The 23,374-nt window shown below is 44.2% G+C and carries 16 protein-coding genes and 3 tRNA genes; 5 read left to right on the top strand and 14 right to left on the bottom strand.

Annotated features, from left to right (window positions below):
• The first annotated feature begins 39 nt into the window (after positions 1-39).
• On the top strand, positions 40-3,048 hold the full coding sequence (locus tag ACYRYG_RS00440) for a PD-(D/E)XK nuclease family protein (RefSeq protein WP_294738360.1): 3,009 nt from the start codon (positions 40-42) through the stop codon (positions 3,046-3,048).
• A gap of 68 nt (positions 3,049-3,116) precedes the next feature.
• On the opposite strand, the gene ACYRYG_RS00435 is transcribed toward ACYRYG_RS00440, so the two are convergent.
• The 10 genes from ACYRYG_RS00435 to gyrA form a co-directional block, all read right to left on the bottom strand.
• A tRNA-Ser gene (locus ACYRYG_RS00435) sits at positions 3,117-3,205 on the bottom strand.
• Between the two features lie 55 nt (positions 3,206-3,260).
• Positions 3,261-3,845 (bottom strand): IMPACT family protein, encoded by a 585-nt coding sequence (locus tag ACYRYG_RS00430; protein ID WP_293415712.1) that lies wholly within the window; start codon positions 3,843-3,845, stop codon positions 3,261-3,263.
• Between the two features lie 30 nt (positions 3,846-3,875).
• The gene (locus tag ACYRYG_RS00425; protein ID WP_460197294.1) at positions 3,876-5,123 is read right to left on the bottom strand and encodes a DUF1015 domain-containing protein; all 1,248 of its coding nucleotides are present in this window, start codon (positions 5,121-5,123) and stop codon (positions 3,876-3,878) included.
• A gap of 15 nt (positions 5,124-5,138) precedes the next feature.
• Complete coding sequence (locus ACYRYG_RS00420; RefSeq protein ID WP_293415716.1) at positions 5,139-6,059, bottom strand: NAD(P)-dependent oxidoreductase; 921 nt, start codon at positions 6,057-6,059, stop codon at positions 5,139-5,141.
• A 16-nt stretch (positions 6,060-6,075) separates the two neighbouring features.
• On the bottom strand, positions 6,076-7,143 hold the full coding sequence (gene serC / locus ACYRYG_RS00415) for a 3-phosphoserine/phosphohydroxythreonine transaminase (protein WP_293429085.1): 1,068 nt from the start codon (positions 7,141-7,143) through the stop codon (positions 6,076-6,078).
• Positions 7,144-7,305: 162 nt separating this feature from the next.
• On the bottom strand, positions 7,306-8,643 hold the full coding sequence (locus tag ACYRYG_RS00410) for a DEAD/DEAH box helicase (RefSeq protein ID WP_293415721.1): 1,338 nt from the start codon (positions 8,641-8,643) through the stop codon (positions 7,306-7,308).
• A complete protein-coding gene (locus ACYRYG_RS00405; RefSeq protein WP_460197292.1) occupies positions 8,644-9,930 on the bottom strand; it encodes a tetratricopeptide repeat protein in 1,287 nt (428 codons plus the stop codon). It abuts the gene before it with no gap.
• A complete protein-coding gene (locus tag ACYRYG_RS00400) occupies positions 9,930-10,697 on the bottom strand; it encodes a tetratricopeptide repeat protein (RefSeq protein WP_293415725.1) in 768 nt (255 codons plus the stop codon). The genes ACYRYG_RS00405 and ACYRYG_RS00400 overlap by 1 nt, the downstream gene beginning before the upstream one ends.
• Before the next feature lie 277 nt (positions 10,698-10,974).
• The gene (locus ACYRYG_RS00395) at positions 10,975-12,186 is read right to left on the bottom strand and encodes a tetratricopeptide repeat protein (protein ID WP_460197289.1); all 1,212 of its coding nucleotides are present in this window, start codon (positions 12,184-12,186) and stop codon (positions 10,975-10,977) included.
• Positions 12,187-12,210: 24 nt separating this feature from the next.
• Positions 12,211-14,892, bottom strand: a complete 2,682-nt coding sequence (gyrA, locus tag ACYRYG_RS00390) for a DNA gyrase subunit A (protein ID WP_293415729.1) — start codon at positions 14,890-14,892, stop codon at positions 12,211-12,213.
• A gap of 300 nt (positions 14,893-15,192) precedes the next feature.
• Between gyrA and ACYRYG_RS00385 the strand changes: the two genes are divergently transcribed.
• The 3 genes from ACYRYG_RS00385 to ACYRYG_RS00375 all read left to right on the top strand — a co-directional run bounded on the left by ACYRYG_RS00385 (position 15,193) and on the right by ACYRYG_RS00375 (position 18,088).
• Positions 15,193-17,787, top strand: a complete 2,595-nt coding sequence (locus ACYRYG_RS00385) for an ATP-dependent Clp protease ATP-binding subunit (RefSeq protein ID WP_293415731.1) — start codon at positions 15,193-15,195, stop codon at positions 17,785-17,787.
• 123 nt (positions 17,788-17,910) lie between these two features.
• A tRNA-Thr gene (locus tag ACYRYG_RS00380) sits at positions 17,911-17,983 on the top strand.
• Positions 17,984-18,017: 34 nt separating this feature from the next.
• Positions 18,018-18,088: transfer RNA gene (locus ACYRYG_RS00375), tRNA-Gly, on the top strand.
• Between the two features lie 266 nt (positions 18,089-18,354).
• Here ACYRYG_RS00375 and ACYRYG_RS00370 read toward each other — a convergent pair.
• The 3 genes from ACYRYG_RS00370 to ACYRYG_RS00360 form a co-directional block, all read right to left on the bottom strand.
• Entirely contained in the window at positions 18,355-18,993 is a 639-nt protein-coding gene (locus tag ACYRYG_RS00370) for a trimeric intracellular cation channel family protein (RefSeq protein WP_293415733.1), read from the bottom strand.
• A 114-nt stretch (positions 18,994-19,107) separates the two neighbouring features.
• Positions 19,108-20,064, bottom strand: a complete 957-nt coding sequence (locus ACYRYG_RS00365) for a D-2-hydroxyacid dehydrogenase (RefSeq protein ID WP_293429091.1) — start codon at positions 20,062-20,064, stop codon at positions 19,108-19,110.
• A gap of 66 nt (positions 20,065-20,130) precedes the next feature.
• Positions 20,131-21,408, bottom strand: coding sequence for a replication-associated recombination protein A (locus tag ACYRYG_RS00360; protein ID WP_460197287.1), 1,278 nt, complete (start codon positions 21,406-21,408; stop codon positions 20,131-20,133).
• Positions 21,409-21,515: 107 nt separating this feature from the next.
• Between ACYRYG_RS00360 and ACYRYG_RS00355 the strand changes: the two genes are divergently transcribed.
• The gene (locus tag ACYRYG_RS00355) at positions 21,516-22,343 is read left to right on the top strand and encodes a hypothetical protein (protein ID WP_293415739.1); all 828 of its coding nucleotides are present in this window, start codon (positions 21,516-21,518) and stop codon (positions 22,341-22,343) included.
• 100 nt (positions 22,344-22,443) lie between these two features.
• Here the strand turns inward: ACYRYG_RS00355 and mnmL are convergent, their stop codons facing one another.
• Positions 22,444-23,334, bottom strand: coding sequence for a tRNA modification radical SAM protein MnmL/YtqA (gene mnmL, locus ACYRYG_RS00350; protein ID WP_293415741.1), 891 nt, complete (start codon positions 23,332-23,334; stop codon positions 22,444-22,446).
• Positions 23,335-23,374: the final 40 nt, after the last annotated feature.

Below are 23,374 nucleotides of genomic sequence, written 5' to 3'. Positions count from 1 at the left end.
CTTTGTCCTTTCATTTCTTTAAAATTAAAATCATCAGACATGCAAACTTTTCTCCATTATGTAGCTCAGGATATTATCCGCAAATATGAGGATCAACTCAGCCATATCACTGTTGTCTTTCCTAATAAACGAGCCTCTCTGTTTTTAAATCAAGAGTTGGCTGTACAAGTGGATCATCCGCTATGGAGCCCGACCTGCATCACCATCAGTGACCTCTTCCGGAAACACAGCCAAAGGACTGTCGGGGACCCCATCAAACTTGTCAGTGAGCTTTATAAGGTTTATCACAAGGTTACCGGTGAACAGGAATCACTCGATAAATTCTATGGATGGGGGCAGTTGCTGATTACAGACTTTGATGACATCGACAAAAATATGGCCGATGCGGATCAAATATTCACCAACCTGAAAGATATTCATGAATTAGATGGTGTAAGCTACCTCAGTGATGAACAGAAAAAGATTCTCAAACAGTTCTTCAGCAATTTCTCTGAAGACCAAGAAAGTGTTCTGAAAAAACGATTCATTACCCTCTGGAGTCACTTTGCCGACATCTATCATCAGTTTAATCAGTCTCTAAAAGACCAGAAATTAGCCTATGAAGGAGCACTCTACAGGGAAGTTGCAACTGATCCGGACCTGAAATGGAAACACTCCAAGTACCTTTTTGTCGGTTTCAATATGATGCAAAAGGTTGAACTGGCCCTTTGTGACCGCCTTAAAAAAGACGATAAAGCTAAATTCTACTGGGACTTTGATGACTATTATATGCCGAAAAAGGACCAAGACCATGAAGCCGGACATTATATCGCTCAATATCTCAAGAACTATCCTAATGAACTGGATAATGAGAACGATGAGATCTATAAAAATATGGTAACACCCAAATCTGTCACGTTCATCAGTGCAAGTACCGAAAATCTCCAGGCAAGGTATGTCAGTGACTGGCTGAAAGAAAATCACAGGATCGAAGCCGGCAGACGCACAGCCATCGTCATGGCTGATGAAAGTCTCCTGCCGACCATCATCCATAGTCTGCCACCAGAAGTGACCAAAGTAAATGTGACCACCGGTTATCCGTTGTCACAGTCTCCTGTCAGCACCCTGGTCACCTTACTTGTAGACCTGCATACCCATAGCTACCGGGAAGATATAAGAAAATTCCTTTTCCGTGGAGTCAACAAAATTCTTCAACACCCTTATTCTAAATTCATATCCGGTCATATCAAAGAACTCAGAGACTTCTTGAATAATCATAAACGATTCTATCTGTCAGCAGACAAGCTCAAGACAGAATGTCCTTCAACGGGAAATGACAAGGGACTGGATCTTTTACTTCAAACGCCCTCGCATTCACTCAGCGGACTATCTCACTGGCTCCTTGAGATACTCCAGACGATAGGGATAAACTACCATGATGCCACCAAGGGAGAAGGAAAAGAGGAACAGGTTAAAAGCGATCCTCTCTTTCAGGAATCTCTCTTCAGGATGTATACGCTCATCAACCGCCTTTGTAATCTGATTGATCAGGAGGATTTGAACATTGACATCCATACCTATCAGCGGCTCATGACTCAACTCATAAACTCAACAACCATTCCCTTTCATGGAGAACCTGCTGTAGGTATACAAATTATGGGAATACTGGAGACCAGAAATCTTGATTTCGACCATGTCCTGCTTCTGTCCTGCAACGAAGGAAATATCCCTAAAGGAGTTAATGATACTTCTTTCATTCCTTATTCCATCCGCAAGGCTTACGGGTTGACAACGGTGGATCATAAAGTGGCCATCTATTCCTATTATTTCTACCGTCTTCTGCAAAGAGCAAAAGACGTTACTCTCGTTTACGACAATGCCACCAATAATGGACAAACAGGAGAAATGTCCAGGTTTATGCTCCAGCTAATGGTCGAGAGTCCACAATCCATTCGCACAGAAAATCTGACAGCAGGTCAGAAACCTGTCATCCGCACACGCTCGTCAATAGAAAAAGACGAACAGGTGATGCAGGTCATCCGCCAAATGCATCGTCTCTCTCCGACCGCTTTGAATACTTATATCCGTTGCCCTCTCCAATTCTACTATAAATATATCGCAAAAATCAAGGAACCGGATGAAATTGATGAGGACAGAGTGGATAACCGTACCTTCGGGAATATCTTCCACCTGGCCTGCCAACTTTTTTATCTTCATCTTGCCGCACCCGGCGACACCCGTACAGAAAAGACCCCCCAAGGAGAGCAGACTACAGACATCATCCGTCCAATCATGATCCGGGAAGATGAACTCAAGAATGCCCTCAGGAACCCGGCAATTATCGAACAGTGCGTGGATAATGCATTCAGACAGGATCTCTTCAAGGTCGGGCCACATACGCCAGTCAAATATAATGGATTGCAGATCATCAATCGTCAGGTAGTGATCGATTATATCAGGAAACTTCTGGAGATAGATCTGAAGTCCACACCTTTCCAGATTCTTGGATTAGAAAAAAGAGTAGAAGCCTCCATCTCCTTTCCTACACGACAGGAAAGACGAACCATGACCATTTTCGGAAATATTGACCGGCTCGATCAGGTCAATATTCCTGCAGAAGGCCCTACCCTGCGCGTCATTGACTACAAGACTGGAAATAACAATAAAATGGCCGTCCGGGATCTGGGGGATATTTTCTCAGGCAAAAAACTGGCCAACCATACAGATTATTACCTTCAGGCCATGCTCTATGCAGGTATCGTCAGAAACGAAAGAAATGATGAAGGAGAAAAAAGATATGATGTGAATGATCTGCCGGTCAGTCCTTCCCTGCTCTTCATCCAACACTCCGGTGAAGAGATCGTTCCTCTTAGAATCGGCAAAGAGCCTATTACGGACATCAAAAAATACGAAAATGAAAAGGGAGACAAGAATACCGACAATTTTGAAGAAAATATACGAGGGATCTTATCTGATATTTTCAATCCAGAAATTGCGCTGACTGCCACAGAAGATGCAAAACAATGTGATCACTGTCCCTATTCCCGGCTTTGCTGTGGCAAGAGATAAAGATTTTCTCTTTTATCTAATACTTCTCAAATAAGCAGAATGCCTCTCTGCCACACCATAGTGAATTGCGGAAGATGAGGGATTCAAACCCCCGATACCCGAAAAGGGGTATACCGGATTTCGAGTCCAGCGCATTCGGTCACTCTGCCAATCTTCCTGACGGGTGCAAAATTACAATTAATTTCGGACAAAACCAAGAATCTTTAGAAAAATTATTCGAAACTCAAATCTGACAGCCTTTTTCGTAAGGTCTCGGCATCCCTCTTCCGGATAGCCAGGACCAAACAGCAATTCGTATCAAAAGCCTGACTGACAATTCTTGGATTCATCTCCTTGACAACGTGCATTACGGCATTCATCATCGGATAAGGGAAACGATAAGTAATCTGTTCCTCAACAAACTTCCTAATATGTCCAGAATGATTCAGGGCATCCTCGGCAGCGGTGCGGTAGGCTCTGATCAATCCGCCAGTACCAAGATTGACCCCACCATAATAGCGGATAACATAAACGGCAACATCAGTCAGTCCATGACTGATGATCTGACCAAGAATCGGTTTCCCTGCCGTTGAAGAAGGCTCTCCATTATCCACTGCACGGAACTCCTTCTGCTCTGGCCCGAGAATATAGGCATAGCAGATATGACGTGCATTATAATATTTTGTCTGATAAGATTTTAACAGCACCCTCACTTCATCTTTTGAGGTGACATGATGTGCAAAGGCGAGGAACTTACTTCGCTTCTCGGAGTAAAATCCCTCGCCTATACGATTTATTGTGATATATTCATCTACCATACCGAATAGCTCACATTGATCCACTTATGGTCAGGAAAGCAGATGAACGATAAGGCCAGAACGAAGTTTGGGCTCAAACCAGGTTGCTTTCGGAGGCATAATCTTACCACTGTCTGCAATATTCATAATCTGCTTCATGCTCACCGGATATAAAGCCAGTGCCCATCGCATCTCACCACTATCCACCCGCCGTTTGAGTTCTTTCAGCCCTCTCAGACCACCGATGAAATCAATTCTCTCATCCGTACGAAGATCCTTGATCCCCATCAGATCATTGAGAATCAACCGTGAAGAGATGTCTACATCCAGTATACCGATCGGATCCTTGTCATCAAAAGTTCCAGGACGGGCTTCCAACCTGTACCAGTTACCATCCAGATAGAGACTGAACTCATGAAGCCGGACAGGTTTGTATTCTTCCGGCCCCATCTTCTCCACCGTAAAGTTCTCAGACAGAGCCTTGAGAAATCCTTCCTGTGTCATCCCGTTGAGATCCTTGATGACACGGTTATAGTCCAGGATTGTCAATTGCGAGGCCTGGAAACAAACTGCCATGAAGTAGTTGTACTCTTCCTTTCCGGTATGATCAGGGTCATTTTCCGCCTTCTCTTCACCCACACGTGCAGCTGCAGCCGTACGATGATGACCGTCAGCAATGTACAAGTTAGGAATCTCGGCAAAAGTACGGGTGATCGTCTGAATATCATCCGGATCACTGATGACCCAGAACTGATGACGGAAACCATCCAAAGGAGCAATAAAATCATACACCGGCCGAGTAGTTGCATAACGCATCATCAGATCGTTCAGCACCCGGTTGTCCGGATAGGCAAGGAATACCGGTTCCATATTTGCGTTAGTGGCGCGGATATGCTTCATCCGGTCATCTTCTTTGTCCTTCCGGGTAAGCTCATGTCTCTTGATCACCCCATTAAGATAGTCTTCCACATAAGCTCCGACCACCAGCCCATACTGGGTCCTCCCGTTCATGGTCTGGGCATAGAGATAATAGTCCTCATGAGAATCCTGGACCAGCCATCCCTTTTCACGAAACTTCTTAAACTGTTCAGCAGCACTTTTATAGACCCTTGGATCATATTCTGAAGTACCTTCCGGGAAATTGATCTCCGGTTTAATAATATGATAGAGGCTCATCTCATCATCTCCAGCCTCAGTTCTCGCCTCTTCCGAATCAAGGACATCGTACGGGCGACTTTCGATTTTTTCCACCATACTAACAGGCGGACGAAGACCTCTGAAAGGTTTTATTTTAGCCATTATCAGTGTTTGGAATTATTTGTTGACTTGAAATTTCACACTTCCATCTTTCAAGAAAGCATCTATCTGCTTAGCCGCAGCAACCCCCGCATTGATATTTGCCTCAGCCGTCTGGGCCCCCATCTTTTTGGGTGTCGTAAAGAACCGGTTTCCGAATTTCTCGAAATCAGCTACAGCAGCAGGTTTCAAGTCTGTGATGTACTTCAAATCAGAACGATCTGCAAGCAGGCGGAGTAATTCAGGTTCATTGATAATCTCAGTACGAGCTGCATTGACCAGAATTCCATTCTCCGGCATCAGATTAACGAGTTCGTAGTTAATACTGCCAACCGTCTCAGAAGTAGCCGGGATATGCAAGCTCACGATATCACTGTTATGGAAAAGTTCTTCCTTAGTCTTACAAGCACGGACACCAGCAGCCTCAATATTAACAGCAGGACAGAACTCATCATAAGCAGAGATCTCCATGCCAAAGCCTTTTGCAATACGTGCTACATTCCGTGCCACATTACCAAAAGCCAGGAGTCCCAGCCTTTTACCTTTAAGTTCCGTTCCCGGTTTCCCGTTATAAAAATTACGAAGCATGTACACCAGCAGTCCAAACACAAGTTCAGCCACTGCATTGGCGTTCTGTCCCGGCGTATTCTCCACGATGACCCCGTTGGACTTGGCATGAGCCAGATCAATAGTATCATAACCGGCACCCGCACGGACAATGATCTTCAAGTTTTTTGCAGCATCCAGTACTTCTGCATCAATCTTATCCGAACGGACAATCATGCCCTCCGCATCGGCTACAGTCTTTAAAAGCTGTGACCGATCAGTATACTTTTCGAGCAGGACCAGTTCATTGCCCGCCTCTTTGACTTCTTTCCTGATTCCTTCTACAGCTAAGGGGGCAAAAGGTTTTACCGTTGCAACTAATATTTTTTTCATTATTATTATTTCTTGTTTACTGTTCAGCTTCGAAATCTTTCATTGCCTTGACCAAAACATTAACCCCTTCCACTGTCATTGCGTTGTAGCAACTAGCACGGAAACCACCGACAGAACGGTGTCCTTTAATACCAACGATGCCACGAGCTGAAGCAAAATCAAGGAACGGTTTTTCAAGATTCTTATAGTCATCATTCATCACGAAACAGATATTCATCAAGGAACGGTCTTCTTCCTTGGTCGTACCACGAAAGAGTTTGTTACGATCAATCTCACCATACAGGATCTTCGCACGCTCATGAGCCCGGCGGTCCATCTCCTTGACGCCACCTTCCTTCTTCACCCAGCGCATGGTCTCAAGCAGGCAATAGATAGGAACGACAGGAGGAGTGTTGAACATAGAGCCTTTCTTTACATGAGTACGATAGTCAATCATCGTAGGCAACTCACGAGGAGCACGTCCAAGTTTGTCGTTCTTGACAATGATCAGCGTAACTCCTGCAGTAGACAGATTCTTCTGGGCACCAGCATAGATTGCATCATATTTGCTTACATCTACCGGACGGCTCATAATATCTGAACTCATATCCGCAATCAAAGGAATAGGCGAATCAAGATCCTTGCGGATTTCAGTGCCATAGATTGTATTGTTAGTCGTGATATGCAGATAATCGGCATCAGCAGGAATGCTGAATTCTTTCGGAATATAGGTATAGTTAGCTTCTTTTGAGGAAGCCACCTCAACAGTCTCGCCGAAATGATGAGCCTCCTTTTCGGCCTTGGCAGCCCAACTTCCCGTATTCAAATAAGCGGCTTTCTTGATCAGGAAATTGGCTGGTATCTCCATAAATTGCGTCGAAGCACCACCACCGAGAAAGAGAATCGAATATCCGTCAGGGATATTGAGCAATTCTTTGATCAGTGCTTCACTCTCGTCAACGACAGCCTGGAAGTCACTGGAACGGTGGCTAATCTCCATCAATGAAAGACCTGAACCATTGAAATTTAAAATCTGCTTTGCAGTGTTTTCAATTACTTCACGTGGAAGCATTGCTGGACCTGGATTAAAGTTGTACTTCTTCATCTGAATAAATATTAAAATTTAAGTTATATCTTCTGAATGATCTTCAGATCTGATATCTGTTATTTTTCAACTTCAGAAATTGATTCTCAGTTTTTATTTCTTTATTCGTCATCATAACGTCACGAAGCAAGGATGATTCTATGAATCAAACAGGCAGTACCATTACCTGACCTCTTCTACGACGGTATGAACGCCCTTTATTTTTTCGCCCTGTGTCTGCCGGAGAACCTGATGAAGTTTGGATCGGGAAACAGCAGCATAAGCATAGCGGTCAAAAACATCTATCCTGCCGATTTCCTCTCCCTTCAAGCCCCCCTTCTTACAAAGGAACCCCACGATATCACCTCTTGATACCTTATCTTTCTTACCCTTGCCGATATAGACCATAGACATCTTCGGCAAAGCGGGTTTCTTCTCTTGCAAATCAGGAGACAAAGGAAAATCATCCACTTCTGCATCCACATATTCCGGAACCTGTTCTTCAGGACCAAGGAGGAAGAACGAGCGACCGGAACACTTCCAGCGTGCAGTCCTTCCCACCCGATGAACAAAATCATCCTCCGTTTCGGGGAGATGATAATGAATGATATTATCAATATGTAAGATATCGAGCCCTCGTGAAGCCAGGTTTGTGCTCACAAGAACCGTTGCACTTCCATTAGCAAACTTATACAGAGCCATTTCCCGCTCCTTTTGTTCCATGCCTCCATGAAATGAACTGATAATAAACCCTTTTTCTGCCAGAAATTGACTCACTCGCTCTACAGAATCACGAAAATTCACAAAAACAATAGAGCTCTCATTCCCCAATGCCAACAAGAGGAGTTGAAGCGTACTTAGTTTATCTTTCTCCTGAGATCTCACCTTATAGATCCGCACCCTGTCCGGAACCTGTTCTTCTCTCTCTCGGAAGTCAACACGTATCGGCTGCCTTTCCTTTGGGGATAGTTTTAAGAAAGAAGGAAGTTGTTCCGCCTCTGTTGCGGAAAGTAATATATGCCGTTGCACGAAAGGGAGTTTACCTATCAGGATGCTCATCTCTTCCTCAAAGCCCATATCCAGACATTTATCAAATTCATCAATAACAAGGAAATGTACATTGGTTGCAGAAATATTCCCTTTCATCAGATGATCATTCAGCCGCCCGGGAGTTCCGAAGAGGATCTGAGGTTTTCTCTCTTTCAATTTACGATGTTCCTCCATAGCCGTCCGGCCTCCATAGCAGGCCATCGTCCTGATACCCGTTCCCATACTCTCCAGAACAGAAGCCGACTGCAAAGCCAGTTCACGTCCGGGAACGATAACGATAGCCTGGAGCTTGTCACTCGAGTAGTCAAGCAGTTGTACAAGGGGCAAGAGATAGGCCAGTGTCTTCCCCGACCCTGTGGGTGAAAGGATTACGACATCTTCCTCAGAGTGCAGGATGGCCTTCTGCGCTGCCTCCTGCATGGCATTTAAGGTAATATTTAATTTCCGGGTTATCGAATCAATATTTTGCATTTACTTATTTTCCAATAGTTTATCAATTTCGTCAAATTCTTTGCCCATATTCAAGTTGAGATAGATCGTATATAGCGGCAAAGCCCATTTGGACTTATCTTCAGGTTCCAGTTCGCGGTAATGAACCAGATAAGGAAGTGCCTTACGATAGTATTCCAACATCCTGTTCCGTTCTTTCCTGGATGTGGACATACTTTTGTCCAACTCTACAGCCTGGTTAAAATAGGCCAGGCCTGCATTCAAATAAGCACCTGCTATAGCCGGATGAGCTTTCAGACTATCCTTGGAAAAATTCTTGGTATCAGTAAGAATTGAATCACAGAGGTCAATACATGCCGGATACTGCTGGGTATTCAATAGCAGGGTACTTTTCGTAAAACGGTAGATCAGTGATTTGGGACGTTCCTTCAAAGCTCGATCAGTTGTCTCTATAGCAGCCTTATAATTTCCCTGTTTGACATCATAATCCACCAGACGCGGGAAAAAAAACGGAAAAGAAGGATATTTGGAAAAACCCTCCCTCAAGGAACTGACATATCGTGCCGTATCCCCCTCCAGGCGATAAGTATCTGCTAAATATTGCAACATATAAACATAATGAGCTGTATCTTTCAATGCCAGATAAGCATGATGAAGCGTTGCTTTAGGGTCCCTCATCTTATATCCGCAATAGACAGCCCAGTAGGCAGCTACCGGCAACTGATGATCGGTATCAGCATATTTATATTTCCGGAATAAAGATTCCCGCGCGCATGAGATATAAGAGGTAAGAAAGTCATATCCATCCTTATAATTCTGTTTATGAATAAAATAGAGACCGCCGTTATAGAGATTCGGCCGAATCATATTCAGAAACTGGGCATGGACATCCCGAAATTTAAATTTCACCTTTTCTCTTTTCCCTTTATGTGAAGATGCTTCAAGAGAATCCAGACTGACGGCTACTTGAAATAGCCTCCGTGTCTTCATAAAAAGAGCTGTAGTATCATATTGTTGTTTCAGATAAAGCTGCTCATTCCCCTGTTCATACTGTTTATGCAACACATCATACAGAGTAGTCCATATCTTCTCGTTCTGCCGGTTGGCAGAATCATCCAGGAGTTTTTCCATTGACTGTTGGGCCGCATCAAGATTTTTCCCTGATTTCAGCAAATCACGCGCTGCAGAAATTGCCTTTTTCTGACCAAAGGCATTCCCCGCACATAAGGCACAGGCCAGACAAAGTAAAAGATATTTCCAGTGTATCCTCATCCACAATCTCCTCCTATTACACAATCTGTCTTTCATCATAATAAAGACTTAACTTCCCGAGCCTTTTTCTTTTCCCCCAGTATGTAGTATACCTGATAAAGAGCCTTTCTCCAGTCTACTGTCTTGTAAACGGGGTCCAGCACCCGGGCTTTTTCCAAATAATTCTTGCTGCATTCAAATACAGCCAACACTTTTTCCTTGTTATTTTTATCTAATCTGCCATGACTATCTTGCAAAGAATCTTTCAAATCCATAGCCTTGGAAGAATAGCAAATCCCCACATTATAAATAGCTTCGACAAATGAACTGTCTAATTCAACAGATTGCTGGTAACTGCCGATGGCTTCATCCCATCGGTGCTTCCGCATCTGCATCTCACCCTTCAAGGCCCAAATCTTCTTGTCCGCCGGATTTTCACGGAGTTCATCATCAATAAAATCCTCCATCTCGCTTATATGCCCCGGACTCGAATAATAGTCCAACAAAGGTTTAAAGAACGCCAGATCTTTAGGGTCCATCCTGTGGAGTTCAAGAGCAGCAATAATAAATTTAGTGGAATCAGCGCTATCTTTCATGAGATGCTCCATACATCCAATTTTAATCTCAGCCGCCCGTTCAGCTACTGAACTGTCCTTAAGAGCAAGGTCAGCATAATATTGAGCAAGGTTATAATAACCTTTTCCGTAAGCTTTTCGAGAAGCCTCTAAAGATTGCTGCCCCGTTTTCGGAAAATCGGATTTCTCTTGACTTTTCAGAGAAACGACGCAGAAAATCAAGAAAAAAGGAATTATAACCTTCTTCATGCTTGTTATCAATTAGGTGACAAAGTTAATAAAAAAACATGAAAGCCCCAAATTTTTTCCATTTTGTTAGGTTATTGAACAGACAAATTGCAAAACATCTGCATTTCTATTTCAATTCTGTCATCTATCGCCGTTATTAGATGAACAAATGACCGAATAAGAACAGAATATCCTTTTCCGGTCATAATCACTTATGGACTAAAAAGCCTTAACTAGAAAACGGGATGATCCTTTTTGAAAAGACCATCCCGTGTCAAATGATTACATAAGTACAGAATCACTTATCTTTTTCAGCTTCTTTGGTCTTCGGATCAGCCTCACCATAACGGGCATAGTAAGCAGAATACCGGTTGTAGCCCCAGTTTACCTGTTGCTGCTTAGGATCCAACTCCTTGCATTTGTCATAGTCTTTAATGGCCTCATCAAGGAGAACATTAGAACTTGCCGTTGCCTTTGAAGTGACGGCCCGGTTATAATAGCAGATTGCGAGAGAATACCATGCGAGAACGACCTTAGGATTTGTATCCAGAATACTTTTCAGAATAGGGATCGCATCATTATATTTCTGAGTCATCATCAGGTTGTTCGCCTTATAAAACAGAGCCACGAAATTTTTAGGATCCTTCGTAAGCACATCGTCAATGATTTTTTCGCCGGCCTCTCTGCCATTCAGTCTGGATTCCACCTGGATCAAGTTCTCGAGAACTGTACTATTCGTAGGATCCTGTGCAAAGAGAACATGGAGTTTCTCCGCAAATTTCACTGAGTCAGCTTTTGTTTGCAAGGTAGAACTCATGGCACGAAGTTTCAGATCAAAAGCTGGTTTTGCATAAGTGGAATCGCCCTTTGCAAAGTCAGTATATTTCTCAACTTTATCATAATCTTTGGCATTCAGGGCAAAGATTGAAGAGAAATAAGCAACCTGTCCGATATACGGTTTTTCTGTTGCGGCCGGAATAGGTTTAAAGAATGGGTTATCATGCGTATCAAAATACAAGGACCAGTACTTCAAAGCCTTGGGTTGGTCTTTTTGCATATAATATCCACCATAATTAATCATATTCAGACGAGCACTCCCTAGACGGGTAGAATTAGCATCTTTGAACTTAGGTTTGACTTTACCTTTTTCATTAGGCATCTCGTCATACTTATCACATTCCAGACCTGCTTCAATAGCATTATATGCAGCATCAGCCATCCCTAAGGTATCAACCGGAGTACCATTCTTGCCCATAGCCTTCATTGCCTGGTTCGTAGCCATCGTAGAGGATTCCGTCTGATACTTGGCAAAAGCAAGATCGCAAAGTTTATTATAGGCCTTTGCTTTTTCTTCATTACTGGCCAGAGAATTCAGGTTCTGTTCGATAAGTTGCTTACACTCATCATAGGTTTTAGATTTCATGATCGTCTTTAGGCCATCACTATCCCCGGCAAAGACGGCAGATGCACAGAACAGCATCGTAGCCGCAATCATTAACTTTTTTTTCATACTTATTTTACTTTAAAGGTTGTTTTATTCTAAATCCGTGTTGGGTAGTCCAGGATCTGAGGAATTCTCTCCATCATCGGATTCATCCTCACCGGAAGTTGAACCGTCAGCAGATCCTTCTCCGCCAGAAAGATCATCCGATCCCGAACGGCCACCAGAAACGACATCCGCAATTCCATCCTGTTTGATCTCCTCACTCTTTTTTGCCCATAAGGCACGACTTTCCTCTTCTGCAGTAACTTCAAGCTCACTGCTCATGACCTTGCAGACACCGGCGATCACATCATTTTTCTTAGCAAGATTGATCAGCCGCACGCCTTGCGTAACCCTGCCCATGATCCGGACGTCAGCGACAGCCAGTCGGATGACGATACCACTCTTATTAATAATCATCAAATCATTCTTGTCCGACACGTTCTTGATCGCAACGAGTTTGCCGGTTTTCTCCGTAATGGTTAAGGTTTTCACACCCTTTCCTCCCCGGTTGGTAATACGATAGTCCTCAACGGAAGAACGCTTGCCATATCCTTCTTCACTCACCACCATGACACTTTCCTGTTCAGGATCATTGATGACGATCATGCCTATGCAAGCATCCGAATCAGGATCGAGTCGTATGCCCCGTACTCCCGTAGCTGTACGCCCCATAGGACGAATGGCATTCTCATTGAAGCGCACGGCACGTCCATTACGATTAGCCATAATCAACTCATTATGGCCATTTGTCAGGCGGACATCTACGACCTCATCCCCATCAACGATATTAATGGCAATAACACCATTGGCACGAGGATGAGCATACTGATCCAGGCAGGTCTTCTTCACTGTTCCCATCTTAGTAGAAAAGACGACATAATGAGTAGTAATAAATTTTTCATCATGCAATCCTTTTAATCTGAGGAAGGCATTCACCTGATCATTTTTATCAATATTCAAAAGATTCTGGATGGCACGTCCCTTGGCATTTTTATCCCCTTCCGGGATCTCGTAGCATTTCAGCCAATAGACACGTCCCTTCCGGGTAAAAAGCAACATGGTCTCATGCATGGTTGCCGGATAGATGAATTCCGTAAAGTCTTTGTCACGGGTACGGGCGCCCTTAGCTCCCACTCCGCCACGAGCCTGTTCCCGGAACTGGTTGAGCGGAGTACGCTTGATATAACCTAAATGACTGACAGTGATGACAACAGGATCATTCGGATAGAAATCTTCCGGGTTAAACTCCTCAGAAGAATACTTGATTTCGGTCCGGCGGGGATCGCCAAACTTCTCCTCAACCTCACGGAGATCATCTTTCATAACTTTTTTGCACAGTTCCGGATCATCGAGAATTTGCTGATAATAAGAAATCTTCTTCTCCAGGTCACTATATTCAGCATGTAACTGATCCATCCGAAGACCGGTAAGCTGGGAAAGCCTCATATCAACAATGGCCTTACTCTGAAGTTCGTCCAGGTTAAACCGCTGTTCCAGATTATGCTGGGCGTCAAGCGGAGTCTTGCTCCCCCTGATCAGATGTACTACCTCATCTATGTGGTCGCAGGCGATAATCAATCCCTCAAGGATGTGGGCACGTTCCTGGGCTTTCTTCAGATCATATTGTGTTCTGCGGACAGTCACTTCATGACGATGCTCCACAAAATACTTCACGCAATCTTTCAGACTCAGCAAGCGGGGACGGCCCTTGACCAAGGCTATACAGTTTACGGAAAAAGAACTCTGCAACGCAGTCATCTTGAACAGTTTGTTCAGAATAACATTCGCATTGGCATCCTTCTTGATATCGATGACGATCCGCATGCCCTGACGGCCAGACTCGTCATTTGCATTGGAGATACCTTGGATCTTTCCTTCTTTGACCAACTCGGCGATATATTCAATAAGTTCTGCCTTATTGACACCGTATGGAATCTCAGTAATGACAATTTTGTCATGGCTCTCGTCGCTCTCAATATTAGCCTTAGCCCGCATCACGATTCTTCCACGACCGGTCTCATAAGCCTGACGCACACCCTGGATACCATATATATAAGCCCCAGTTGGAAAATCCGGAGCCTTGATATATTTCATCAACCCATCCAGATCAATATCAGGATTGTCGATATAGGCGCAGCAACCATCTATTACCTCATTGAGATTATGCGTGGGAATGTTCGTGGCCATCCCCACAGCAATACCGTTGGCACCATTTACCAAAAGATTTGGAATCTTGGTAGGCATCACGGTGGGTTCTTTCAAAGTGTCATCAAAATTATTCGTCATGTTGACGGTCTCCTTATCCAGATCATCCATGACATGCTCACCGATCTTGGAAAGCCTGCATTCCGTATAACGCATGGCTGCGGGAGAATCTCCATCTACGGAACCGAAATTACCTTGACCGTCAACCAGCGGATAACGCATGTTCCAGTCCTGGCCCATACGGACAAGAGCCCCATAAACAGAGGAATCACCATGAGGATGGTACTTACCCAGTACTTCTCCTACTACACGCGCACATTTCTTATACGGCTTATCACTGGTATTTCCGATTCCGAGCATACCGTAAAGAATACGGCGGTGTACAGGTTTGAAACCATCACGGACATCTGGAAGGGCACGAGCTACGATCACCGACATAGAGTAGTCGATGTAGGATGTCTTCATCTCTTCCTCGATGTTGATCTTCAGGATCCGGTCTTGATCGATTGTTTGATTATCGTCCATTATTATATCTAATTGTTTATATATAACTTACATTTTATGCTTACTCATTTTAAAGAAAAGGCCCATAGAGGCCATTTAAACCTTCTCTATTCACTTCAGGTACTGATTAAGCGAGACAAATTTACAAAAAATATTCCGAATGTAAAAGCGTTATAGCGAAAAAATCAAATGAACAGAACAAAAAAAGGTATCTTTATTTCCCTGTTTCCTGATTTGAAAATAATATTGGCACAGTGTTTGCAAATTCAGAAAATAGTTTTATATTTGTAATGAGATTTAATAATAGAAAGGAAAAGATATATGACTAGTCAATTTTCACCAAAGGTATCTGAAATCCTCGCCTTTTCCCGCGAAGAAGCTAGCCGTCTTGAAAGTAGAACGGTAGGACCCGAGCATATTCTTCTCGCTATGTTAAGGGAGAAGAAGGGGATCATTCCTGCTCTTTTTGCGCGCTTCCATCTAAATTTGAAAGCCGTAAAGGCGGAACTTGAGGATAAAGTCAGGGAAGACGAACTGTCAGAACTGCTGATCACCTCAGAACTCGTGTTGAATGAACAAGCCAGCAATATTTTGAAACTCGCTGTACTGGAAGCCCGCGTACAGCATACCAATCTGGTAGATGTGCAGCATGTCCTTCTGGCCATATTGCATGATCAAGTAAATAACGGGGCTAAAGAAGTACTGGAATATAATCACATGAACTATCAAGACACGCTCACTTATGTGCGGCAAATGGCAAAACCGGCCCAGGATGGACTTCAACTGCCTGATGAGGATGAGGATGACGATGATTCCTCTTTCAATTTTCAAGATGACAGTGGAAACAATTCTGCTCAGGCTAATCCGACCATCACAACACGTCGAGGAAACGGTAAGACACCGGTGATCGACAAGTTTTCAACGGATCTCACCCAGGCTGCACTGGAAGATAAACTTGATCCGGTTGTGGGCCGGCAAAAGGAAATAGAAAGGGTTATCGAGATTCTGGGAAGACGAAAGAAGAATAATCCTATATTAATAGGTGAACCCGGAGTAGGCAAAAGTGCTATCGTCGAAGGATTGGCCCAGTTGATCGTAAAGCATCATACTTCTCCGATCCTGTTCAACAAGCGTCTGGTCAGTCTCGATCTGACGGGCATCGTTGCAGGAACCAAATACCGGGGACAATTCGAGGAACGGATCCGTGCCCTCATCCAGGAACTGGAGAAGAACCCGGATATTATCATCTTTATTGATGAAATCCATACGATCATCGGAGCTGGAGCTACACCGGGAAGCATGGATGCTGCCAACATCTTAAAACCGGCTTTGGCAAGGGGCACCATCCAGTGCATTGGGGCAACAACCCTTGATGAGTACCGGAACACGATAGAAAAAGACGGAGCACTTGCACGCCGGTTCCAGAAAGTGCTCATTGACCCAACAAACTCGGAGGAAACGCTGCAGATCCTTAACAATATCAAGGACAGATATGAGCAGCACCACCATGTGAGTTATACAGATGAGGCGCTCAAGGCGTGTGTCAAACTGACAGACCGTTATGTAACGGATCGCTTTTTCCCGGACAAGGCTATTGATGTTCTGGATGAAGTAGGGTCAAGGGTTCATCTCAAGCATGCAAAGATCCCACCAGAGGTCACCGAGAGGGAAAAAGAAATCGAAGAGGTGAAGAAAAAGAAGCAAAATGCCGTACAGAGTCAGAATTTCGAACTGGCAGCAAGCTACAGGGACCGCCAGACGGAACTGGAACAGCAGTTGCAAGACTTTCAGGATAAATGGGCCAAAGGTGAAACAGGCGAGAAAGTCGTCGTTGATGAACCTCAAGTGGCTGATGTCGTCTCAATGATGACAGGTGTCCCTGTCCAGAAAATGGAAGAGGCCGAAGGTATCCGGCTTCGCAGGATGTCTGCTGAACTCAAGAAGCAAGTCATCGGTCAGGATACTGCCATCGATACTCTGGTAAGGGCCATCCAGCGTAACCGTGTAGGGTTAAAAGACCCGAACCACCCCATCGGCGCCTTCATGTTCCTGGGACCAACGGGTGTAGGTAAAACTTATACTGCCAAGAAACTGGCTGAACAGATGTTCGGCTCTACGGACGCACTCATCCGGATAGATATGAGTGAGTATACGGAAAGTTTCAATGTCTCCAGACTTATCGGAGCTCCCCCGGGGTATGTCGGCTATGAAGAAGGCGGGCAACTTACCGAGCAGGTTCGCAGACATCCCTATTCCATCGTCTTACTTGACGAGATCGAAAAAGCTCATGGCAATGTATTCAATCTTCTGCTGCAGGTACTCGATGAGGGGCGCCTCACGGATGGGAATGGAAGGCTAGTAGATTTCCGCAACACCGTGATCATCATGACCTCCAATGCCGGTACGAAACAACTGAAGGAATTCGGACGCGGAATAGGATTCAATGCTGCAGGGACCCAGGGCCTGGCAAATAATGAGTATGACAAGCAGTATGCCCGTTCCATTATCCAGAAGAGTCTGAGCAGACAGTTCTCTCCTGAATTCCTTAACCGCCTCGATGAAATCATTACTTTCGACCAGTTGGATATGAACTCTATCAAGAAGATCATCGACTTAGAGTTGATCAGTTTGTCGAAGCGCATCAATGACCTTGGCTATCATATCCAGATTACGGATAAGGCAAAGGAATTTGTAGCAACCAAAGGATACGATGTGCAGTTTGGCGCCCGTCCTCTGAAACGCGCCATCCAACAGTATATTGAGGATGGACTATGCGAAAAGATCCTCAACGGTAACATCAAGCAAGGGGCACAGATTTCCATTGGCAAGAACCCTAATAAAGACGAACTGACTTTTAAGGAGAGTCCTTTGCCTAAGATGGAAATTCAAACGCAGGAAACACCACAGGTGAAATAGAACTACCTACAGGGGGCTCAGAAAAAGGAGATCGGGGAATTCTTAACAGACGTTAAAGTCAGAATTTCCCCGCTCTCCTTTTTTCTTTTTAAATAAATTTGATTACCTTTGCAGTCGCAAATCGCCGATATGGCTCAGTTGGTAGAGCAACGCATTCGTAATGCGTAGGTCCCCGGTTCGAGTCCGGGTATCGGCTCAACAATGTTCAGTTATCTTTTCTCATTGTTATTGCGGGGTTAGCACATCGGTAGTGTACGGGCTTCCCAAGCCTGGGAGGCGGGTTCGATTCCCGTACCCCGCTCATCATTGAAAAGATACCTTTTTACAGTATAAATATGATTACAGGGTCTTAATGTCCCTGACCTGGACGCTTGATTCAGGGGGTATAGTCATTAAGGAGCAATATGGTGCATTTTGGGGTACCATAATGCACCATTTTAGGGGGGCAAAATGCACCATATCGTCCACAAGTGACTATCGTCATAAAAATCAGTGACTATGATTCTTTCTTATCGTCAACAAAACGACAATATTATTTGAACCACTTTTCCCTATCATCTCTTGTTTTCATTGTTCTTCATCATGCAATATCGGTAAAGAGATATGATACTTTACTGCCAGGAAACGGATGATGCAGACCACTAAAAAACTTGAGACTGCTGTTATCGCGATATTCACTTTAAGCAAATAGAGGACCCAGTAAATCAATCCTCCCGCAAGACAGGCAGAAGCATAGATCTCCTTACGGAAGATGACCGGTTCTATGTTGAGCAGGACATCTCTGATAATTCCTCCGGCCGCACCAGTAATACATCCCATGACAATAGCTACCCAAAAAGGAAATCCCAGGGCCAGAGACTTCTGGATCCCGGCGATATTGAACAGGGCAAGTCCCAGAGTGTCAAAGATAAGCCAGGTATTATCCAGTCTTTTCAGGTATTTATGAAAAACAATAACGATGGCCTGAGCTAAGAAAGTACAAAGAATATAAATGGAAGAAGTCATCCAGAAGGGAGTGACGCCCAGCATGACATCACGAATGGTCCCCCCTCCTATGGCGACGGCAAAACCACAGACGAAACCGCCAAACCAATCGAAATGTTTTGTAGCCGCCAGCCGAATACCGGAAACTGCAAAAGCGAAAGTACCTATAAACTCAATGACTTTCTGAAGTGTTGAGACAAATTGGGGATCAGGATAAAGCATTTTTTATCTTATGAATAAAAGAATCCATTCTCTTTAGCAAAATGCCAGTTGACAGCTCTTTGCCATGCCATCAACAGTGCTGTTTCTGCAAAGACAGGAAAAGAACATTAATGTTTATTGATTGACGACATGAACAGGATGTCCGGCAAGAAAAGCCCTGACATTATCGACACATATTTTCATCAGCCTCATCCGGGCTTCCTTGGAAGCCCATGCAATATGAGGAGTAAGATAAGCATGTGGCTGCAGGAACAAAGGATTGTCAGCCGACGGTGGTTCAGACACCATGACATCTGCTCCATAGGCACCTAATTGGCCACTCTTCAAGGCATCAGCAACATCCTGTTCATTGACCAGAGGTCCCCGTCCAGTATTGATCAAGATAGCCCCTCTTTTCATTTTCTTCAAACTTTCTTTATTGATCATCTCTCTCGTACCAGGAGTCAAGGGACAATGCAAAGAAAGAATATCGCTTACCCCAAACAGGCCATCCAAAGAGGTCTTTTGTATTCCTGCTGACAGATCAGTAGCATTCCTGCTGGTATAGGCAAAAACATCCATCCCGAAATCCCGTGCAATCTTCGCCACCTCAGTGCCGATATGGCCCAGGCCGACTATTCCGATTGTCTTATTGGCAAGTTCTATGATAGGGCTGTCCCAGTAACAGAAATCCTGATTATGGCTCCAGCGTCCCTTACGGTTTAGGTTTGCATAATGGTCCACCTGATTGGTAATATTCAAGATATGGGCAAACACCATCTGTGCCACACTGTCTGTACTATAAGAAGGGATATTTGTCACGATGATGCCCCGTTTCCTGGCTGCGACAATATCCACCACATTTATTCCGGTCGCCATTATACCAATATATCTCAATTTAGGTAACTGTGACATGACCTGATCCGTAATTTGCACTTTATTGGTCATAATCAGTTCTGCATCTTTTGCACGCTCTACAACCTGCCCAGGTGCCGAACGATCATAGATCACCATCTCACCCATTTCCTTCAGTTCATCCCAAGAGAGATCACCGGGATTGACGGCATAACCATCTAACTCTACTATTTTCATGATCACTGTTTTTTATTTCCGATGCCCGTTTCAATTATTTTAATTCAGTTGACAGGCAAAAGATTATTATTTATCCTCAAAACGTTGCCCCCAGCAAGTCTTCATCCATTGATACAGATGCTCTTCCACAGGACTATGCTGAGCATGCCATATCCTCGCACTCTTGACCTCATCCGGCAGATATTGCTGTTCGGTAAAATGTCCAGGATAATCATGAGGATATTTATATCCGTCATGATACCCCAGATCTGCCATCAGTTTAGTCGGTGCATTACGTATAGGCAGAGGTACAGGGAGGTTGCCGGTTCTCTTTACCAGTTGGAGAGCAGAATCAACTCCCAAATAAGCAGAATTGCTTTTCGGGCTCGCTGCCAGATACACCGTAGCCTCAGCCAATGGAATACGGCCTTCCGGCCAACCGATCTTCATGACTGCATCAAATGCTGCATTAGCCAGCAAAAGGGCATTCGGATTAGCCAGGCCAATATCTTCAGCGGCACTGATAACCAGCCGGCGGGCAATAAATTCAGGCTGTTCTCCCCCTTCAATCATCCGGGCAAGCCAATATAATGCTGCATCAGGATCACTTCCCCTGATGCTTTTAATGAATGCAGAAATAATATCGTAATGCATATCCCCCTGCTTGTCATAAGCCAACGGATTCTTCTGCAGACGTTCCTCCACAACCTGATCAGTAATGACAACAGTGTCACTTCCTGCTACTTCTACGACGAGTTCAAGGATATTGAGAAGTTTCCGGGCATCTCCACCGCTATACCTTAACAGGGCGCCACTCTCCTGAAGAATGATCTTCTTTTTCTTGAGTTCTACATCCTGCGAGATGGCTCGGAGAAGAAGTTTTTTCAGGTCGTCCTTTTCCAAAGGATGCAGGACATAGAGCTGGCAGCGTGACAACAAGGGCCTGATCACTTCAAAAGACGGATTTTCAGTCGTTGCCCCTATCAAGGTCACCGTTCCGTCCTCAACAGCGCCCAGCAAGGAATCCTGCTGACTCTTGGAAAAGCGATGAATTTCATCAATAAACAAGATAGGTGAAGCCTGATGAAAGAGGGTTTTATCTCTCGCCTTATTAATAATATCCCTCACCTCTTTTACACCACTAGTCACTGCACTGAGCGTGAAAAAGGACACATTCATCCTATGAGCGATAATTCTTGCCAAAGTAGTCTTTCCTACTCCGGGAGGTCCCCATAAGAGCATAGAGGAAATACGACCGGAATCTATCATGTTACGGAGTACTCCCCCCGGCCCTACCAGATGCTGCTGTCCGACAAAGTCGTCAAGCGAGCGCGGTCTCATTCTTTCAGCTAAAGGTTCTGTCATTCAAGAGACAAAAATAAAAAATATCTCGCGGATATGCAAAAAAATCTACGGGAAAAATTTGGGATTTTAATGCGAAGTAATTACTTTTGCACCCAAAATATAAGGTTATGAAGAAAGAGAAAACTTTAACTTTAAAGACATTAAACAAGAGCAATATTTGGGACATCCAGGAGAATGATATTTTTCGCATGTGGGAATCAGCCGGAAAAGATGCTGACCTAAAGGATAACATGCGTCGTTACCTGGATATAATCCGGAGTGCCTTTTACGTCGAGGAGATTCAAGTCGACAAACCAGAGGTGATAAAGAAGTATGAATCGAATGGTTATAAAATCGGCACCGTACGTGTCAATGATGACAAGAAGGTCAAATGGGCCATCAGAAAACGTCCTATCCTGAGGGTCACTGATCTCACATACGAAAATATTCATCATATTTCTGCCATCAAACTGATGGAAGTGCTCAACCGGAATTTCGGAGGTGGATGGGAAAGCCTGCCACAGAGTATCCAGGATATTATTGAAAGTGGATTTGATATCAGCACAACCACTCTTCCTAAAGACCGTCTTCATAAATCTGGCGGCCTTTATGAGAAAAAGGTCAAGGATGGCTATGAGGTGCTGGAGATTCCAAAGGGAACATGGGTGGAAGCGATCTTTGCCAAGGAAAAACCGGAACCGGAAAAAATTCACATGAAATTCGAAGCGCCTGAGGATCCTGACAAGAAAGAAGAACAGGAAAGCGAAAAGGAGGATACCACGGAAAAGACTCAAGGGAACACGGATCATTATAATGACTCGGATGAGGATGAGGATGAATTTGATGATGACAAACTCACGGAAGAGAGCTACCGCACAACTTATGATGCCAATCCGGAAGACTTGAATATTGAAGCCGAAGATATTGCCGACGATGATGACAGTGGTAACTATTAAAGACCAGACTGGCGCATTTTCGTGCCTATCTTCTGCAATCCCCTCAACGTATAATGCTATTGAAAACAGGTTTTGACGGCTTTGAAAAACCGTCCCTTTTTCAAACTTTTCTTTTTTGAAGGACCTGATGGAGAAGATTGACAAATTCATCATTTTTCAGTCCCCATCTGGGCGCTATCAGCATCTCTTTAGGAGACTGACTGACAAATCGTTCCAGGATAAGGTCCTTCCTGAGAAGATGGATATAATCAATGATAAGATCGATGTATTCCTCCACGGAATAGACAGGAAAAGGATGTACGGCATATTCCGCGGCCAAACGAGTGCCTTTCAGTATTTGAAGTTGATGGATCTTCAGAATATCAAGGGGCAGTGAAGAGATAAGGGGTGCCTGCCTCAGGCTCTCCTCACGGTCCTCACCGGGAAGGCCCAAGATGATATGTCCTCCCGTCAGAATACCCCGCTCATGGGTTTTCCGTACCATTTCCTGTGTACAAGCAAAATTATGACCACGGTTAATCCGTTTCAAGGTTGCATCATTGGCTGACTCGATTCCATATTCAACGATGAGAAAGGTACGCTGGCTGAGTTCTTCAAGATAATCGAGTAATTGATCACTGACGCAATCGGGGCGTGTACCGATAACGATCCCTACAATATCCTTGACACTCAGGGCTTCTTCATATTTAGCTTTCAAATGATCAAGGGTATCATACGTATTGGTATAAGCCTGGAAATAAGCCAGGAATTTCATCTCCGGATATTTTCGTGAGAAAAAGGTCTTCCCCTCTTCCAACTGCTGTGTAATGCTTTTTCGGTAATCGCAATAAGAAGGACTGAAAGACCGGTTATTACAATAGATGCATCCTCCCCGGGAGATTTTTCCATCCCGGTTAGGACAAGTAAAACCTGCATCAATGGAAATTTTCTGAACGCGATAAGGAAATCTCATACGGATCCAACTCCCGAAATCACGATAATATTCTGACATGTTATCTGTCCTCCTGCTTTTTTGTATATACCTTACCGAT

The organism is Segatella asaccharophila, assembly GCF_054687055.1.
Note: the sequence above shows the minus strand (reverse complement) of the source record. Positions and strands in the feature narration are given on the sequence as shown.

What these genes read in the sequence shown, in the direction of transcription:
- ACYRYG_RS00440 (WP_294738360.1), top strand. Translation starts at nt 40, where the DNA reads ATGCAAACTTTTCTCCATTATGTAGCTCAGGATATTATCCGCAAATAT.
- ACYRYG_RS00430 (WP_293415712.1), bottom strand. Translation starts at nt 3,845, where the DNA reads ATGGTAGATGAATATATCACAATAAATCGTATAGGCGAGGGATTTTAC.
- ACYRYG_RS00425 (WP_460197294.1), bottom strand. Translation starts at nt 5,123, where the DNA reads ATGGCTAAAATAAAACCTTTCAGAGGTCTTCGTCCGCCTGTTAGTATG.
- ACYRYG_RS00420 (WP_293415716.1), bottom strand. Translation starts at nt 6,059, where the DNA reads ATGAAAAAAATATTAGTTGCAACGGTAAAACCTTTTGCCCCCTTAGCT.
- serC (WP_293429085.1), bottom strand. Translation starts at nt 7,143, where the DNA reads ATGAAGAAGTACAACTTTAATCCAGGTCCAGCAATGCTTCCACGTGAA.
- ACYRYG_RS00410 (WP_293415721.1), bottom strand. Translation starts at nt 8,643, where the DNA reads ATGCAAAATATTGATTCGATAACCCGGAAATTAAATATTACCTTAAAT.
- ACYRYG_RS00405 (WP_460197292.1), bottom strand. Translation starts at nt 9,930, where the DNA reads ATGAAAGACAGATTGTGTAATAGGAGGAGATTGTGGATGAGGATACAC.
- ACYRYG_RS00400 (WP_293415725.1), bottom strand. Translation starts at nt 10,697, where the DNA reads ATGAAGAAGGTTATAATTCCTTTTTTCTTGATTTTCTGCGTCGTTTCT.
- ACYRYG_RS00395 (WP_460197289.1), bottom strand. Translation starts at nt 12,186, where the DNA reads ATGAAAAAAAAGTTAATGATTGCGGCTACGATGCTGTTCTGTGCATCT.
- gyrA (WP_293415729.1), bottom strand. Translation starts at nt 14,892, where the DNA reads ATGGACGATAATCAAACAATCGATCAAGACCGGATCCTGAAGATCAAC.
- ACYRYG_RS00385 (WP_293415731.1), top strand. Translation starts at nt 15,193, where the DNA reads ATGACTAGTCAATTTTCACCAAAGGTATCTGAAATCCTCGCCTTTTCC.
- ACYRYG_RS00370 (WP_293415733.1), bottom strand. Translation starts at nt 18,993, where the DNA reads ATGCTTTATCCTGATCCCCAATTTGTCTCAACACTTCAGAAAGTCATT.
- ACYRYG_RS00365 (WP_293429091.1), bottom strand. Translation starts at nt 20,064, where the DNA reads ATGAAAATAGTAGAGTTAGATGGTTATGCCGTCAATCCCGGTGATCTC.
- ACYRYG_RS00360 (WP_460197287.1), bottom strand. Translation starts at nt 21,408, where the DNA reads ATGACAGAACCTTTAGCTGAAAGAATGAGACCGCGCTCGCTTGACGAC.
- ACYRYG_RS00355 (WP_293415739.1), top strand. Translation starts at nt 21,516, where the DNA reads ATGAAGAAAGAGAAAACTTTAACTTTAAAGACATTAAACAAGAGCAAT.
- mnmL (WP_293415741.1), bottom strand. Translation starts at nt 23,334, where the DNA reads ATGTCAGAATATTATCGTGATTTCGGGAGTTGGATCCGTATGAGATTT.